Genomic DNA, 13100 nt, shown 5'->3' on the forward strand with positions numbered 1-13100 from the left:
TTAACAGACGTGGATAATGGCGCAAGAAAAAGAAGCCGTGCAGACTCTGCTGCCGGCTTCTTTGAGGCTGAACGGTTATTGTGCTGATTTTGCTGCGTCCAGAGCCGCATCGTAATCCGGGTGGTTAGTAACCTCAGACACATATTCCGCATAGGTGATCTTGTCATTTGCATCTACAACAAAGATGGAACGGGACAGCAAACGAAGCTCCTCAATTGCAACACCGTATGCTTTTCCGAAGCTTAAGTCTCGGTGATCGGATAATACCTGAAGGTTTTCAACTCCCTCCGCTGCGCACCAGCGCTTCTGGGCAAAGGGAAGATCTACACTGATCGTGAGAATTTCTACATCGTCAAGTTTTGCTGCCTCTTCATTAAACCTGCGTGTCTGCTGCTCGCATACACCAGTGTCAATGGAAGGAACGACGCTGATCAGCCGGACCTTGCCTTTACTGTCGGACAGACTTACTTCTGAAAGGTCATTGGCAAGTACGGTAAAATCAGGTGCTGTGTCTCCAACTGAAACTTGTGATCCCATTAGTGTGACCGGTTTTTCTTTAAATGTTACTTGTGCCATGGTGAAGCCTCCTCATATGCATTAAATTCTCACTTATAAAGTAAGGTACATTCATAAAATACCACACATCGGGAGCTGATAAACAGTGTAAAGGGCATCTAATCTGTTTAAAAGGTCATTTGACCTGTTTAAATGAGCTTATAACCTGTTTGAATGGCTGCCTAACCTGTTTAAACGACAACCTAACCTGTTTAAATAGATCATATGAAGAAAATGCCATTGCAGGCAGTAGCAACGCAAGACCTTAAAGGGCCCGCAGGCTTCAACAAGTTATGCAAAAGGCAGAAACCTTTGCGAAAATAGTCAAAGAAAAAGAGCACCCCAAAGGACTGGAGCACTCTCTGTTTCCATTTTTAAAAGTCCAGCGACTCTCCGCTTTGGCCACCGTTATATTTCGACTGGGGCCTGGAACCTGACTTTTGATTGTTTTGCTGCATCATCTGCTGGATTTTGTCCACAACCTGCGGAGCAAGATCAAACAGTTTTTCGTATAGATGCGTACTCTGATCCAGGTGAACCATTTTCACTCCGTGAGGATTCACGATCAAAAAGGCAATCGGTGTAATGGACACTCCACCCCCGCTACCGCCTCCGAATGGGTGTTTCTCTTCACGATCTCCGTGACTGCCACGAGTTTCAACAATAAACTCACTTCCTCCGGCTGCAAAACCAAAGCCCACTTTACTTACAGGCATGATTACGCCGCCATCAGGCGTTTCAACAGGGTCACCTACAATCGTATTAACATCAACCATTTCCTTTAAATTTTCCATGGCCGTTTTCATTAGTCCCTGAATTGGATGTTCAGACATTCATATCCCTCCTCTGTTCTGACCCTTTATTAAGCTTAAAAGGCCGTCCATTTCGCCAGTGTCGATACACTTTTATGGTTCCGAGAATAGCATTCCCGATACGGAACGATAACATGCACTTTAATTCCGTTCTTGAGATTGCCTGGTTAAACACAGGCTGAATGGCGAGTTCAGGAAGCGTGCACATCCTGAAATAGTTCCCGATTAAACCAACCACATTTCCTTTTATTCCCCACAGCACCCCCCCAATACTTCCCGTCAAAGCAGCATCGGGTGTTCCTAAAACCGATCTCCAGGAAAATTGATTTACAGAGACCGTTGCCAGGAAATGGCGAAGGATCGTATGAAAGCCTAACACATGTGTGAGAAATTGATTAAACTGCCTCATATCATATACAAAATCATGTATGGACATTTTTTCGTTTGTTTCCTCGTGTCCTGCAGATGAATCTTCCTCTTCCTGCACGACAATCGTCGGTGTCTCTTTATCCACTGAAATGATTGGAATCGTATATGTATACCTGAAGACCTTCCACAACACCGTTTTTATTTTCAACTCGTCGTTATCACCGTCATGATAATAATTGATATGTACATGCAGGTTGGAAAAAACGAGCAACGTAAAAATGAGAATACCCAGTATCCCTAAAATGCCAATTGACCACCACAACCATGCCAAAGAGCCCACCTCCTCAATATAAGTATCGACAGGCAGCACAAAAATAAACCTGCCCGGTCAGGACAGGTTTAACAGTTTTTTTATGCAGAACGGCGGGTCTGCCTTGGCTCAAGAACGACAGCCGTGTCAGCAAACTTATCATGAATCCCCTGCTTTCGGGAATCAAACCCGACAACAATGTACAGAACGTTTGTAATCACTAAGGAACGGTGGATAAAACGTCCAACCACTTCCCGCATAATCACGTCCCCCCATGTAAGAGTTTCATGCTTTACTGAAATCACACTCAACCCGAAAATCAGCTTGCCCAGTGTCTGTCCCATTATTTTCGTCATAATGGAAAAGTAGCTAAAAGCCACAAGGGCACTGACAAGACCTGCAAGTGAATAAATCCCAAAGGTGAGTCCTTCAAGACCGATTATGGCGAGGACACTGCCTGCTATAAGTCCGTTCAGGCTTGAAACAATAAGCAGATCCACAAGATAGGCCCAGAACCTCATCCAAAAACCACCGTAATAGATTGGTTCATGAAACCGCTCAATTTCATCCCGTTCATTACTGTGAACGACCTCAATATCCTCCCGGTCTTCTTCACGTTCCGCTGCGGAATCGGTGAGCGCTTCTTCTTCCTGTTTTTCATATTCCCGGTTATCATTCATGTTTCCCACCTCAATTCGTGTACAGATACATCAGGCGTGGAGCGTGGGACTGATGGATCCATTCTTTCATAGAGTACATAGACAACTGATCACCGAAAACGGATTGAGCTGCAGCTCCAAATAAGGATGGGAAGCCAAGTGGCTGACGATACTCAACAACATCAATATCTCCTTTGCCGATATCTTCCCTGAAGGCTTCAATCACATCGTCAAGGTCCCCGAGGCCGTCAACCAAATCTGCTTCATAGGCCTGGTTTCCCGAATAAATACGGCCATCTGCCAGCTCTTCAACCTGATCGCGCGGCATGTCCCGACCTTCCGAAATAATATCAACAAAACGTTCATACGATTCGTCAATGAGATCCTGCAGAATCTGACGCTCATCGTCCGTCATCTCACGGGTTGCAGACATGATGTCTTTATACGGTCCGCTCTTAATCACTTCGGATTGAATGCCAAGGTCTTCAGCCAGCTCAGCCACATTCAATGACTGCATGATAACACCGATTGAACCTGTTATCGTTTGTGGATGAGCGTATACCTGTGCAGCGGGAGCCGCGATATAGTATCCTCCACTCGCAGCCATACTCTGCATGCTGATATAGATTTCTTTTCCGTATTCCTCCTGTATTTCAACGATCTTGTCATGAATCTGGTCGCTCTCCATGACTCCGCCACCCGGAGTGTTAACACTGATAATAATTCCGTCAACACTTCCGTCGTTTGCGGCAGCGTCAAGTTGCTTCAAAAAACGGTTATGGTTGTATGTAGCAGATTCAAAAAGTGAAGGAGCATCATAACTGCTCTGAATGACCCCGTTTAAGTGCATTACAACAATCTTTCCATTACCATTTCCTCTTTCAAGAACATGTTCATCTACATCGTACTCCTCACCGGCAAAAAGATCGTCCCAATCTGTAGTGAAAGCACCCATAGCAAGAGAAAAGAAACTTGACCCCATAAATAATGCCACAGCAATTCCTACTGCAACCCAGCGTTTGCCACTCATCTTAAAACCTCCATTTTTATGTTTATTATTCTCGCCCGTAACAGCGGGATCCTGCCTCATACAGGAAAGCACAGGCAGGGGATTCCCTGACAAAATACGTGTTCCTTCCCCGCTAACCAGAGGGTTTTCTCCATTTTCAGACTCTTATTTGAAGGAATTCCTCTCTTTTTAAAGAAATTAACTAATGACAGGGTAAACTACATACAAACCTGTAGCCTTTGATCACCTCACAGAAAGGAAGTTACAACATGCCAGAGAGAAGAAATGTTTACCTTCATTATGTAGAAGAAGAAAAAACAAAAGAGAAAGTTGACCGACTGCGGGAGCTCGGCAGAAAATATAATTTCCGCCTTGTTGATAATGTAAAAGATGCCAATATCATTGCCAGTATCGGCGGTGACGGTGCCTTCTTACAATCCCTCAGACGAACGGACTTCCAGGAAGACTGCCTTTATTTATCCATTAACGACGGCCACCTCGGCTTTTATGCCGATTTTGATCTTGAAGATCTTGAATCCATCGAAAAAGCCATGCAGACAGATATGGTTGAAGTTCTCCGGTATCCCGTACTGGAAGTTACGATTGACGGGCAGAAAGGTTTCTACTGTCTCAATGAATGTTCAATTCGCTCAAATGTCATAAAAACATTCGTTGTCGATATCTTTATCGATGGCCTGCACTTTGAAACATTCAGAGGGGACGGGCTTGTCATTTCCACCCCTACCGGAAGTACAGCATATAACAAGTCTTTGAAAGGGGCTATAGTAGACCCTCGCCTTGTATCCATGCAGCTGACGGAAATGGCATCTCTCGACAATAACAATTACCGTACTCTGGGTTCACCACTCCTTTTAAGCGGTGACCGCGAACTGGTACTGCAGGTTGTACAGGATGGAAATGACCATCCAATCATGGGTGTTGACAATGAAGCACTCAGCATCCGTCACAGTAAGGAGATCAGAGTGAAAGTCTCCGAACGTAAAGTGAAAATGCTTAAGCTGAAAGACAACTCTTTCCTTCATAAAGTGAAGAGAAGCTTCCTGTAAATTGAAGATACTGCTTTAAAACTGTCCCGCAGGTACGGCTTACGGGACAGTTTTTTATTTCGCAGCCTGGTTTTCATAAACAACTGTATTATCTACAACCGTTTTTTTAACCTGAACGTTCAGCCACTCATCCGGAGACAGGTCAAACAGGTCATGGTCAAAAATCGTAAAATCGGCTTTGTACCCTTTTTTAATCAGACCATACTCTTCTTCCTGGCTGATGGCCTGGGCACTCCCTGTCGTAAATAACCTTAGCGCTTCAAAGAGGGTAAGTTTTTGCTCAGGATAGTAGCCCTTATGGTTCTCCTCAGGCTTCCTTCGTGTTACAGCAGCATGAATCCCCAGAAGAGGATCGGGGGGTTCGATAGGTGCATCTGAACCTCCTGCACAAGCTATCCCCATATCGAGATACGTTTTCCATGCAAACCCGTACTCCAGCCGTTCAGGACCGAGTCTTTCCTCAACCCATGGGAAGTCTGATGCTACAAAACGAGGCTGGATATCCAGGACGACCGGAAGCTTCTGCAGCCGATTTAAAAGATCAGGACCCGTTACCTGAAGGTGGATCAGCCGGTCTCTTAACCCTGCTGGTACAGGATTCTCCTCGATAGCATCAAGGGCATACTCCAGAGCCAGGTCCCCGATCGTATGAATGGCCACCGGCATCTCCAGCTTCCTTGCTTCCCTGACGATATCACTGAGCTGTGATCTGGTGTAGATCGCCACACCGCTGGTTGAAGGATCATCACTATACGGTTGCCTGAGGAGCGCTGTTCGCCCTCCGAGAGCTCCGTCCGCAAAAACCTTTACTGCCCCCAGCTCAATTGTGTTGTTCAAATCACCATAAGTATAGCCCTTTTCTTTTAAAGAACCGGCAACTTCGTGATGAACCAGGAGGCTCGCCCTAAACTTCTGCTTTTCACCATCAATCACATTCAAAAAGGTTTGAAGGGTTAGGTCCGGATCACCGTAGTAATTTAAGTCCTCTGTATGAGCTCCGGTAAATCCCTTGGACCACAGATCGTTAAGGGAATCGGTCAGGGCACTGTGCAAATAATCCCCATCGATATCCGGCATCACGTCCCGGACATACTCCTGAGCCTGATCGTGAAGGTAGCCTGAAGGTAGCCCTTCCGTGTCTTTTACTATGAGCCCCCCCGGAGGATCGGGCGTTGAAGCATTAATACCTGCGAGCTCAAGAACATACGAATTTACAAGCATTGCATGCCGGCAGACTCTCGTGAGCACAATAGGATGCTCAGAGGTGATCTCATCCAGCTCACTTCGGTGGGGAACAACGGCAGGGGTAAATAAATTTTCATTAAATCCCTCTGCAATCAGCCACTCCCCCTTATTAAGTTCTTCAGCTCTTTTCTTTAGTACATGCATAAGCGTCTCCACGCTTGTAATCTCAGATAAATCAATGCGCTGCAGCTTCTCACCGTGACCAATCATATGTAAATGGCTGTCTACAAAGCCGGGATAGATCACTCCGCCTGAAATGTCATGGTATTCAGTAATTCTGTTGCTGTATGTACGTTCAAGTTCCGCTTTTTCCCCTACGTCCTGAATGATGCCATCCTCAACGTAAACAGCCTCGTGTAGGTCATTTTCTGTCTCCAATGTACGTACTTTTGCTCCATACCAAAGTGTCCCCATCTATCATCTCTCCCCTGCAGTTGATTGTTCAGTAGAACTGGTTGGGATAGTATTCCAATATCCCTCATCATACCTCTGTTTTATCCGAAAATCAAAAAAGGTGCCAGGCACTGTGTGACTTCTTCACACAGTGCCTGGCACCAACAAAGTAAAGGAGTATCTCCCGGTTATCGGGGATACTCCCATCAGCCATAATATTTATTATTTTTGGTACCCGCCTAGTTGTTGCTCAGCTTGTTGAACTAGACGCTTAGTGATTTCTCCACCAACGGAACCGTTAGCGCGAGATGTTGAATCCGGGCCAAGCTCGACACCGAACTCTTGAGCGATCTCGTATTTCATTTGATCAAGAGCTTGTTGTACACCAGGGACTACTAATTGGTTAGAACTTCTGTTATTTGCCATGTTTGTCACCTCCCTTGTAACCATAGAATGCTTCAAGAAGAGATTTCACATGCATCAGTAAGCCAACCAATTTGTGGTAATAATTTATGATCTATTAAAAAAGGTCTTCAAATTCCTTGTCCAACTCTTCAGCAGATGAAAGAGTCTGTTTGTACGTCCTTTCAGCCGCATCCTCTACAAGAGCCTCAATATCGAGGTTTCCTTCGAAACGGTTTGCTTTTGTACGGTTTGGCTTTGTTTTCGTCTGAGGCGGCAGAAATATTGTGCAGCAGTCTTCATAGGGAAGAATAGATAACTCATACGTATCGATCTTCTGCGCGATATCAATGACTTCCAGTTTATCCATGGCAACGAGAGGCCGTAATACCGGCATTGTTGTCACTTCGTTAATCGTAAACATACTGTCCAGCGTCTGGCTGGCCACCTGTCCCAGACTTTCCCCGTTAGCCAGGGCCAAAGCTTTATTTTTTGCGGCTACTTTTTCGGCGATACGAAGCATCACACGGCGCATGATGGTCATCTCGTATTCACCCGGCACAGCTTCATGAATTTTTTTCTGAGCCTCTGTGAACGGCACAACATGAAGGGTTATTTCCGTTCCGGCATAGCGGGAGAGAACTTTTGTCAGATCTTTTACCTTTTGAAGAGCACGCTCGTTTGTAAAAGGCGGACTGTGGAAATGAACAGCCTGGAGATCGACTCCGCGTTTGAGCATCTGGTAGCCTGCTACAGGACTGTCAATCCCTCCTGAAAGCATCAGCATGACACGGCCGCCTGTTCCTATAGGCAGTCCCCCCGGCCCCTTGACCGTTTTACACGTAAGGTAGGTTGCCTCCTGACGGACCTCTACTTTTACTTCTACATCAGGGATATGAACATCTACTGTAATGTCACCTGTGTTTTGAAGAATATGAGATCCAAGTTCATAATTGAGCTTTTGTGAACGAACCGGAAAAGATTTGTCAATCCGTCTGGCAGATACTTTAAACGTCCCTTCTTCATCCGGCAGGGCATCTTTAATGGCAAAAAGAGCAGCAGCCTTAATTCCATCAAGCTCATTGTCCGTTTTCAATGCTGGACTGAATGAATGAATACCGAATAAGTGCTGAAGTATGTCTGAGACACCCTGTACATCTTCCCCATGAAGTTCAACAAACATACGCCCAAAGGAACGTTTCACTTTAACTTCCGGAAACTTCCTTAACGCGGTCCGGATATTGTGCTGAAGCCGTTTTTCAAAATGGCTGCGGTTCTTTCCTTTTAAAGAAAGCTCTGCATAACGTATTAATATATGGTCATATACTGGTTCCATTATCTGTTTACCACCTTTAATAGTGAAGGAATCATTTCCTTCGTATAATCAATAAACGCTGACATTTCTTCGTTGGTATTTTCAAAAGACAAAGACACCCGGACACCGCTTGCAGCACGCTCATAACTAAAACCACACGCCGTCAGGACTCTGCTCGGTTCCGCGAACTTCGATGAACATGCACTCTTCGTTGATACATACATGCTCTTTTCTCCATAGGATTGCACAAGAACTTCAGGCTTAAGTCCCGGCACCGAGAAATTGACAATGTGCGGCGCCCGTTCTTCAGGTGTATTGACATAGACACCATCAATGGACTTCAGTTCTTCGATGAGGCGTTCCGACATCCGGTAAAGCTCTTTTGTTCGTTTAACTGCAGCATCCTGTGTCATTCTGAGGGCTTTTACCATTGCTGTTGCCCCCGCAACGTTTTCAGTGCCGGCACGCATTTGATGTTCCTGGCTCCCACCTTTAAATATAGGTGAGAGTTTGGTTCCTGCTCTCGCATACAAAAGCCCTGTTCCCTTCAATCCGTGGAACTTATGGGACGAAAAGGAACAGAAATCCACTTTCGCATTCTTCAGGTGAAGAGGAACCTTCCCCACACCCTGAACATGGTCTACATGAAAAAGGACTTTAGGATGGTTTAGTAAAAAGTTGCCGATCTGTTCAACCGGATTGATGGAACCAAGCTCATTATTTACATGGAGAAGAGAAACAAGAACCGTTTCGTGCCCTACTGCTTGTTTTACATCATCCAGGCTTACGATGCCTTTGTTATTTACCGGAAGATAGGTGACATTAAAGCCTTCCTGTTCCAGCTGCCTGAAGGTTTCGTAACTTGAAGGATGCTCTGCTTCAGAGGTAATAAGATGCCTGCCCCTTGACCGGTGCTGATAGGCCGTACCTTTTATCGCAAGGTTGTTGCTTTCTGTTCCACCAGATGTAAACAGGACCTCTTTAAAATCAACATTCAAAAGGCTTGCTGCACGTTCACGTGTCTGGACGAGAAGCCTTTCCGCCTGTTTTCCTCCAGGGTGCAGCGAAGAAGGGTTGCCAAAAAAGTCCACAGATACCTTTGCAAACGTCTCTACCACTTCGGGATATGGACGTGTGGTGGCACTGTTATCAAAATAAATCATTTATTGTTAACTCCTTTTAAGTACAAGTGAGATAAACGTATACTCCCCAACAGCTTATCATATCATAACCCTTAGGCTTTTTTAATCCGCTTTGTTAATTTCGGAGTCATTTCTGCTCGCGGTTAATCCTCAGGGATCGGGCTTGCCTTTGCGGCTTCCCGGCAATCACTACTAATATGGAACCACCGGACTTTAACAAAGCCTTTACATTAAACACCGGGTATTCTTTTTAAAATACGTAAAATCCTCTTACTATCATACAAAACCTGACGCGTCTGTCCAGGATCAGTTTACCCCGGTTGTTCATGTTTGTTCCCTGAAAAGCCGGACAGTCCGACCTTAATTCCCCGCTTCAACTGTATATCTGCCACCATAAAATAAAAATTCTTTTAATTTTAACTGTTTACAACATTCGACTTTATGATAAAATTACGTTTGGCTTTATTGCTTTAAAGCCCAAACTAAATGATTTACCAATGTGATCGTTAACTCCAGGAGGTTTCATCCATGAATAAGAAAACGCTTACAAATAAGGAAACAGTTGCCATCGGCCTGATGATGTTTGCCCTGTTTCTTGGCGCCGGGAATCTTATCTTCCCTCCAGCACTCGGACAACAGGCTGGTACCGCAGTATGGACTGCCATTATAGGCTTTCTCGTTACAGGAGTCGGACTGCCTATACTCGCGATCGTCGCTATTGCAAAGTCCGGGGGAGATTTACAGAAAGTTTCAAACAAAGTAAGTCCGGCTTTCGGCTTATTTTTTCCATTGGTCGTTTATTTAGCAATCGGCCCATTATTCGGTATCCCCAGAACTGGGAGTGTCGCTTTTGAAATCGGGGCCACACCGTACACCGGTGAAGGGGCCCAGACCCTCCTGCTCTTTATCTTTACACTTGTTTTCTTCGGAGTAAGCTACTGGCTGTCCCTTAACCCGTCCAAGCTTGTTTCACGGCTTGGGAAGTATTTGACACCGGCACTTGTTATCCTATTAACAGTCCTTGCTTTAAACGGCTTCCTAAACCCGGTAGGTTCGATACAGGAGCCATCAGAAGGCTATACCCAGTTTCCATTCTTTAAAGGATTCCTGGAAGGCTATTTAACGATGGACGCCATTGCGGCACTTGTTTTCGGTATTGTCGTCATCTCCAGAATGAAGGAACACGGTGTTACCGAACCAAAGGAAGTCGCAAGAAAAGCCGTGCATGTGGGGCTGATAGCCGGAAGCGGACTGGCACTTGTCTATTTTTCCCTTTCCTATCTGGGGGCTACCAGCGTAAGTGAAATCGGTATGATGGATAACGGGGGGCTGATTCTCACTGCCGTTTCCAGAATGCTATTAGGGGAAACAGGCGTTGTACTGTTGTCCTTTGTTATCGTTATTGCCTGTTTAACGACTTCTGTCGGCCTGATCTCTGCGTTCGGTGAATATTTAAAACGTGTGGCTCCCCGGGTTCCATATCCGGTTACTACAGGGATCATCGCCTTATTCAGTCTTCTCATGGCTAATATGGGACTTACACAGTTGATTGCTTTTTCACTGCCGATGCTCATTATGATTTATCCCATAGCCATCGTGCTGATTGTTTTCGTATTGATCGACCGCATCTTCGGCCAAAAAGCCGCCGTGTATAAGGGAGCTGTTATCGGAGCCGCATTGATCAGTGTACCAGAAGGACTGATTACAGCCGGAATCTTTGCTGAACCCCTGACTTCAGTACTCTCTATACTGCCATTCTTTGAAATGGGTATCGGATGGGTCATCCCTGCTACAGCAGGCGCTGTGATAGGGTGGTTCTTTTCAGCGGAAAAATAATTTAATTCTTTCAGGGCTGTACCGGAAGTAAACAACTTCGCGGTACAGCCTTTTGTTATTTATTACACCCTTTTCGAGGCAGGTAAAGCCTTTCGATTTCCAAGAGTGGGACTGAGGCTCTTCAGCTGAAGCTCTAGGGTTTAAAAATACTCCACGACCTTAGGACCAGCAATGGTTAATCGTTGAATTTTAAACAGCAAAAAACCGAGTGTGATGTTACACACTCGGCTGTAATGATTCTTCTCTTTGAACACGTTCCAGGACGTCTGGGTCTACCGGCCGGATCGCTTTTACACTCAATTCGAGAGCTTCTTCATACTGATAGTTGCGAAAGGCTTCCTCTGCCTGAAGCAGGAGAATATTTAACCTGTCATCCTTCCTTCTAAAACGATTTCCATACTGGATAACCCGCTCAGCAAGCGTCGCTTTCTCAATAAGGTCGTTCAGCACCGCCATAAAGTTTTCGATATGGACGTGCGCCTTATCTACATGGTGAGTCACTTCATCAATGGATAACGGAACTTCATCAAGTTTATTTGAAGCCTGAATGAAGTACTCTTCAGCTGTATCCATTTCCTTTAAGATATCTTTCGGGAGACCGGGGATGTTGCTCTTTTGAAGCTTCTTCTGCCCGCTGATCAGTTTCTGCTTGAGCTCCCTTAACGTTTCTTCTGCTTTTCGCTCATCACTTCTCATTTCTTCAAGAACCTCTTTAGCATGGAGAAGTTCCGCTTCCCCTGCTTCAAGCTTTTCTTTAAAGTCTGTAACCATCTTGCGTAAAGCGGTATAGGACTGCTTTTGATTCTCAATGTAATCTTCAATCATCATAAACTGCTGAATGATTTCCTTCACTGTTTTTTCCAGTTTAAAGTGAGCTTTATACTCATCTTCAGTGAGGCGGTAGGTCATCTTTACTTCTTCTGTTTCAACAAGCAGCTGCTGGAAGTGCTCCGGAAGCAGGTCCACACGCCTTGCCAGCTCATGAACTTCCTGGGTTACTACCTGTTTGGAGAGGGCTTCGTATTCAAGCGTCTCATATATCCCGTCAATTTCAGACTGGATCGCAGCAACCGGTTCTTTCACTTCTTCAACCTTCACATCGTACAAAAGATCGATAAGCTGATCGAGTTCCTGCTTCATTTTTGTAGTCTGACTTGTGAAGCCAAAATGTTCAATGGCAAATCCCTTCTCTTCCATCTCTTTGAGACCGAGGGAAAGCTCAGTAAGCTGTTTTGGAAGGTCCTTTTCAATAAGAACGAGATAAGGAGGCACTTCTTCAATCAGGGAATTGATATGCTGAAGAGATTCTTTCATCTCTTCGAGGGTTTCTCTTGCAAGAAGATAATTGCCTTTTGCAGTATGCTCTGCAAATGCATCGAAAGTCCCATGAACATCTTTCATCATCTGATCAAGTTTACCGCCTGCATCTCCAAGAGTGCTGCGCTTCATCCACAGTTTCTTTTTGGTTTCATCATAGTAGTTCTGGACTTCACTGATTTCTTCTCTGTTTCTTTCCTCGCTCTCAACCAGTTCATCAATTTCTTTAATCATGTTTTTCATATGTGTCTCAATCGCGAGGAGCGTATAATCCACTTCGACCATCAGCTTTTTTGCTTTTCTGAAGCGGTACCTGTTCGCTGATTCTTCAATATCAAACAGCTTTTCTTCTACATCCGGAAGCTGTTTTGTAACAATATCATCCCACTCCGAACGCCATGCTTCAAAACGTTGCTCAGTCTCTCCGGACATGGTAAGCCCCTTGATTTTAGAGATCTCCTCTGAAACCGGCTCATTCATAATTTTCATTTTCCATTGTTCAAGCCTGTCAACTTCCTTGTATATCTTTTTTCTTGAAACCGCTCCGATAATAACGGCCAGAATGATTAATCCGATAAGAGAATAAATAACTGGAGCTGTCATAGGGAACCTCCTCTGTAAGTCGTAATTATGTAAGAACGTCTGTTGTAAGGCGTCCATTTTGATTTA

12 protein-coding genes are annotated in these 13100 nt (G+C 45.0%); 2 read left to right on the forward strand and 10 right to left on the reverse strand.

Annotated elements, in window-relative coordinates:
• Window positions 1-75 precede the first annotated feature (75 nt).
• From tpx to sppA, 5 genes are all read right to left on the reverse strand, one after another.
• Entirely contained in the window at window positions 76-576 is a 501-nt protein-coding gene (tpx, locus tag EBO34_RS10625; RefSeq protein ID WP_122898056.1) for a thiol peroxidase, read from the reverse strand.
• A gap of 353 nt (window positions 577-929) precedes the next feature.
• Window positions 930-1388 (reverse strand): GerW family sporulation protein, encoded by a 459-nt coding sequence (gene ytfJ, locus EBO34_RS10630; protein ID WP_122898058.1) that lies wholly within the window; start codon window positions 1386-1388, stop codon window positions 930-932.
• Window positions 1381-2067, reverse strand: a complete 687-nt coding sequence (locus tag EBO34_RS10635; RefSeq protein ID WP_122898060.1) for a DUF2953 domain-containing protein — start codon at window positions 2065-2067, stop codon at window positions 1381-1383. Before EBO34_RS10635 ends, ytfJ begins: the two co-directional genes overlap by 8 nt.
• An 80-nt stretch (window positions 2068-2147) precedes the next feature.
• The gene (locus EBO34_RS10640; protein WP_122898062.1) at window positions 2148-2726 is read right to left on the reverse strand and encodes an RDD family protein; all 579 of its coding nucleotides are present in this window, start codon (window positions 2724-2726) and stop codon (window positions 2148-2150) included.
• A 10-nt stretch (window positions 2727-2736) separates the two neighbouring features.
• Window positions 2737-3735: a signal peptide peptidase SppA gene (gene sppA, locus EBO34_RS10645; RefSeq protein WP_122898064.1), complete on the reverse strand. Its 999-nt coding sequence runs from the start codon at window positions 3733-3735 to the stop codon at window positions 2737-2739.
• A gap of 248 nt (window positions 3736-3983) precedes the next feature.
• Between sppA and EBO34_RS10650 the strand changes: the two genes are divergently transcribed.
• Entirely contained in the window at window positions 3984-4781 is a 798-nt protein-coding gene (locus tag EBO34_RS10650) for an NAD kinase (RefSeq protein WP_122898066.1), read from the forward strand.
• Between the two features lie 54 nt (window positions 4782-4835).
• Here the strand turns inward: EBO34_RS10650 and EBO34_RS10655 are convergent, their stop codons facing one another.
• From EBO34_RS10655 to EBO34_RS10670, 4 genes are all read right to left on the reverse strand, one after another.
• Window positions 4836-6440 (reverse strand): amidohydrolase, encoded by a 1605-nt coding sequence (locus tag EBO34_RS10655; RefSeq protein WP_122898069.1) that lies wholly within the window; start codon window positions 6438-6440, stop codon window positions 4836-4838.
• Between the two features lie 201 nt (window positions 6441-6641).
• Window positions 6642-6845: an alpha/beta-type small acid-soluble spore protein gene (locus EBO34_RS10660; protein WP_122898071.1), complete on the reverse strand. Its 204-nt coding sequence runs from the start codon at window positions 6843-6845 to the stop codon at window positions 6642-6644.
• 94 nt (window positions 6846-6939) lie between these two features.
• The gene (thiI, locus tag EBO34_RS10665; RefSeq protein ID WP_122898073.1) at window positions 6940-8157 is read right to left on the reverse strand and encodes a tRNA uracil 4-sulfurtransferase ThiI; all 1218 of its coding nucleotides are present in this window, start codon (window positions 8155-8157) and stop codon (window positions 6940-6942) included.
• Window positions 8157-9299 carry a cysteine desulfurase family protein gene (locus tag EBO34_RS10670; RefSeq protein WP_122898075.1) on the reverse strand — a complete coding sequence of 381 codons (1143 nt, stop codon included), beginning with the start codon at window positions 9297-9299 and terminating at the stop codon, window positions 8157-8159. The genes thiI and EBO34_RS10670 overlap by 1 nt, the downstream gene beginning before the upstream one ends.
• Window positions 9300-9806: 507 nt before the next feature.
• Between EBO34_RS10670 and brnQ the strand changes: the two genes are divergently transcribed.
• The gene (gene brnQ / locus EBO34_RS10675; RefSeq protein WP_122898077.1) at window positions 9807-11114 is read left to right on the forward strand and encodes a branched-chain amino acid transport system II carrier protein; all 1308 of its coding nucleotides are present in this window, start codon (window positions 9807-9809) and stop codon (window positions 11112-11114) included.
• Between the two features lie 216 nt (window positions 11115-11330).
• Here brnQ and ezrA read toward each other — a convergent pair whose 3' ends face one another.
• The gene (ezrA, locus tag EBO34_RS10680; protein WP_183163816.1) at window positions 11331-13034 is read right to left on the reverse strand and encodes a septation ring formation regulator EzrA; all 1704 of its coding nucleotides are present in this window, start codon (window positions 13032-13034) and stop codon (window positions 11331-11333) included.
• Between the last annotated feature and the right edge of the window lie 66 nt (window positions 13035-13100).

This window comes from Alteribacter keqinensis (assembly GCF_003710255.1).
GTDB classification, from domain to species: domain Bacteria; phylum Bacillota; class Bacilli; order Bacillales; family Salisediminibacteriaceae; genus Alteribacter; species Alteribacter keqinensis.

What these genes read in the sequence shown, in the direction of transcription:
- EBO34_RS10640 (WP_122898062.1), bottom strand. Translation starts at nt 2,726, where the DNA reads ATGAATGATAACCGGGAATATGAAAAACAGGAAGAAGAAGCGCTCACC.
- EBO34_RS10650 (WP_122898066.1), top strand. Translation starts at nt 3,984, where the DNA reads ATGCCAGAGAGAAGAAATGTTTACCTTCATTATGTAGAAGAAGAAAAA.
- tpx (WP_122898056.1), bottom strand. Translation starts at nt 576, where the DNA reads ATGGCACAAGTAACATTTAAAGAAAAACCGGTCACACTAATGGGATCA.
- EBO34_RS10655 (WP_122898069.1), bottom strand. Translation starts at nt 6,440, where the DNA reads ATGGGGACACTTTGGTATGGAGCAAAAGTACGTACATTGGAGACAGAA.
- brnQ (WP_122898077.1), top strand. Translation starts at nt 9,807, where the DNA reads ATGAATAAGAAAACGCTTACAAATAAGGAAACAGTTGCCATCGGCCTG.
- ytfJ (WP_122898058.1), bottom strand. Translation starts at nt 1,388, where the DNA reads ATGTCTGAACATCCAATTCAGGGACTAATGAAAACGGCCATGGAAAAT.
- ezrA (WP_183163816.1), bottom strand. Translation starts at nt 13,034, where the DNA reads ATGACAGCTCCAGTTATTTATTCTCTTATCGGATTAATCATTCTGGCC.
- sppA (WP_122898064.1), bottom strand. Translation starts at nt 3,735, where the DNA reads ATGAGTGGCAAACGCTGGGTTGCAGTAGGAATTGCTGTGGCATTATTT.
- thiI (WP_122898073.1), bottom strand. Translation starts at nt 8,157, where the DNA reads ATGGAACCAGTATATGACCATATATTAATACGTTATGCAGAGCTTTCT.
- EBO34_RS10660 (WP_122898071.1), bottom strand. Translation starts at nt 6,845, where the DNA reads ATGGCAAATAACAGAAGTTCTAACCAATTAGTAGTCCCTGGTGTACAA.
- EBO34_RS10670 (WP_122898075.1), bottom strand. Translation starts at nt 9,299, where the DNA reads ATGATTTATTTTGATAACAGTGCCACCACACGTCCATATCCCGAAGTG.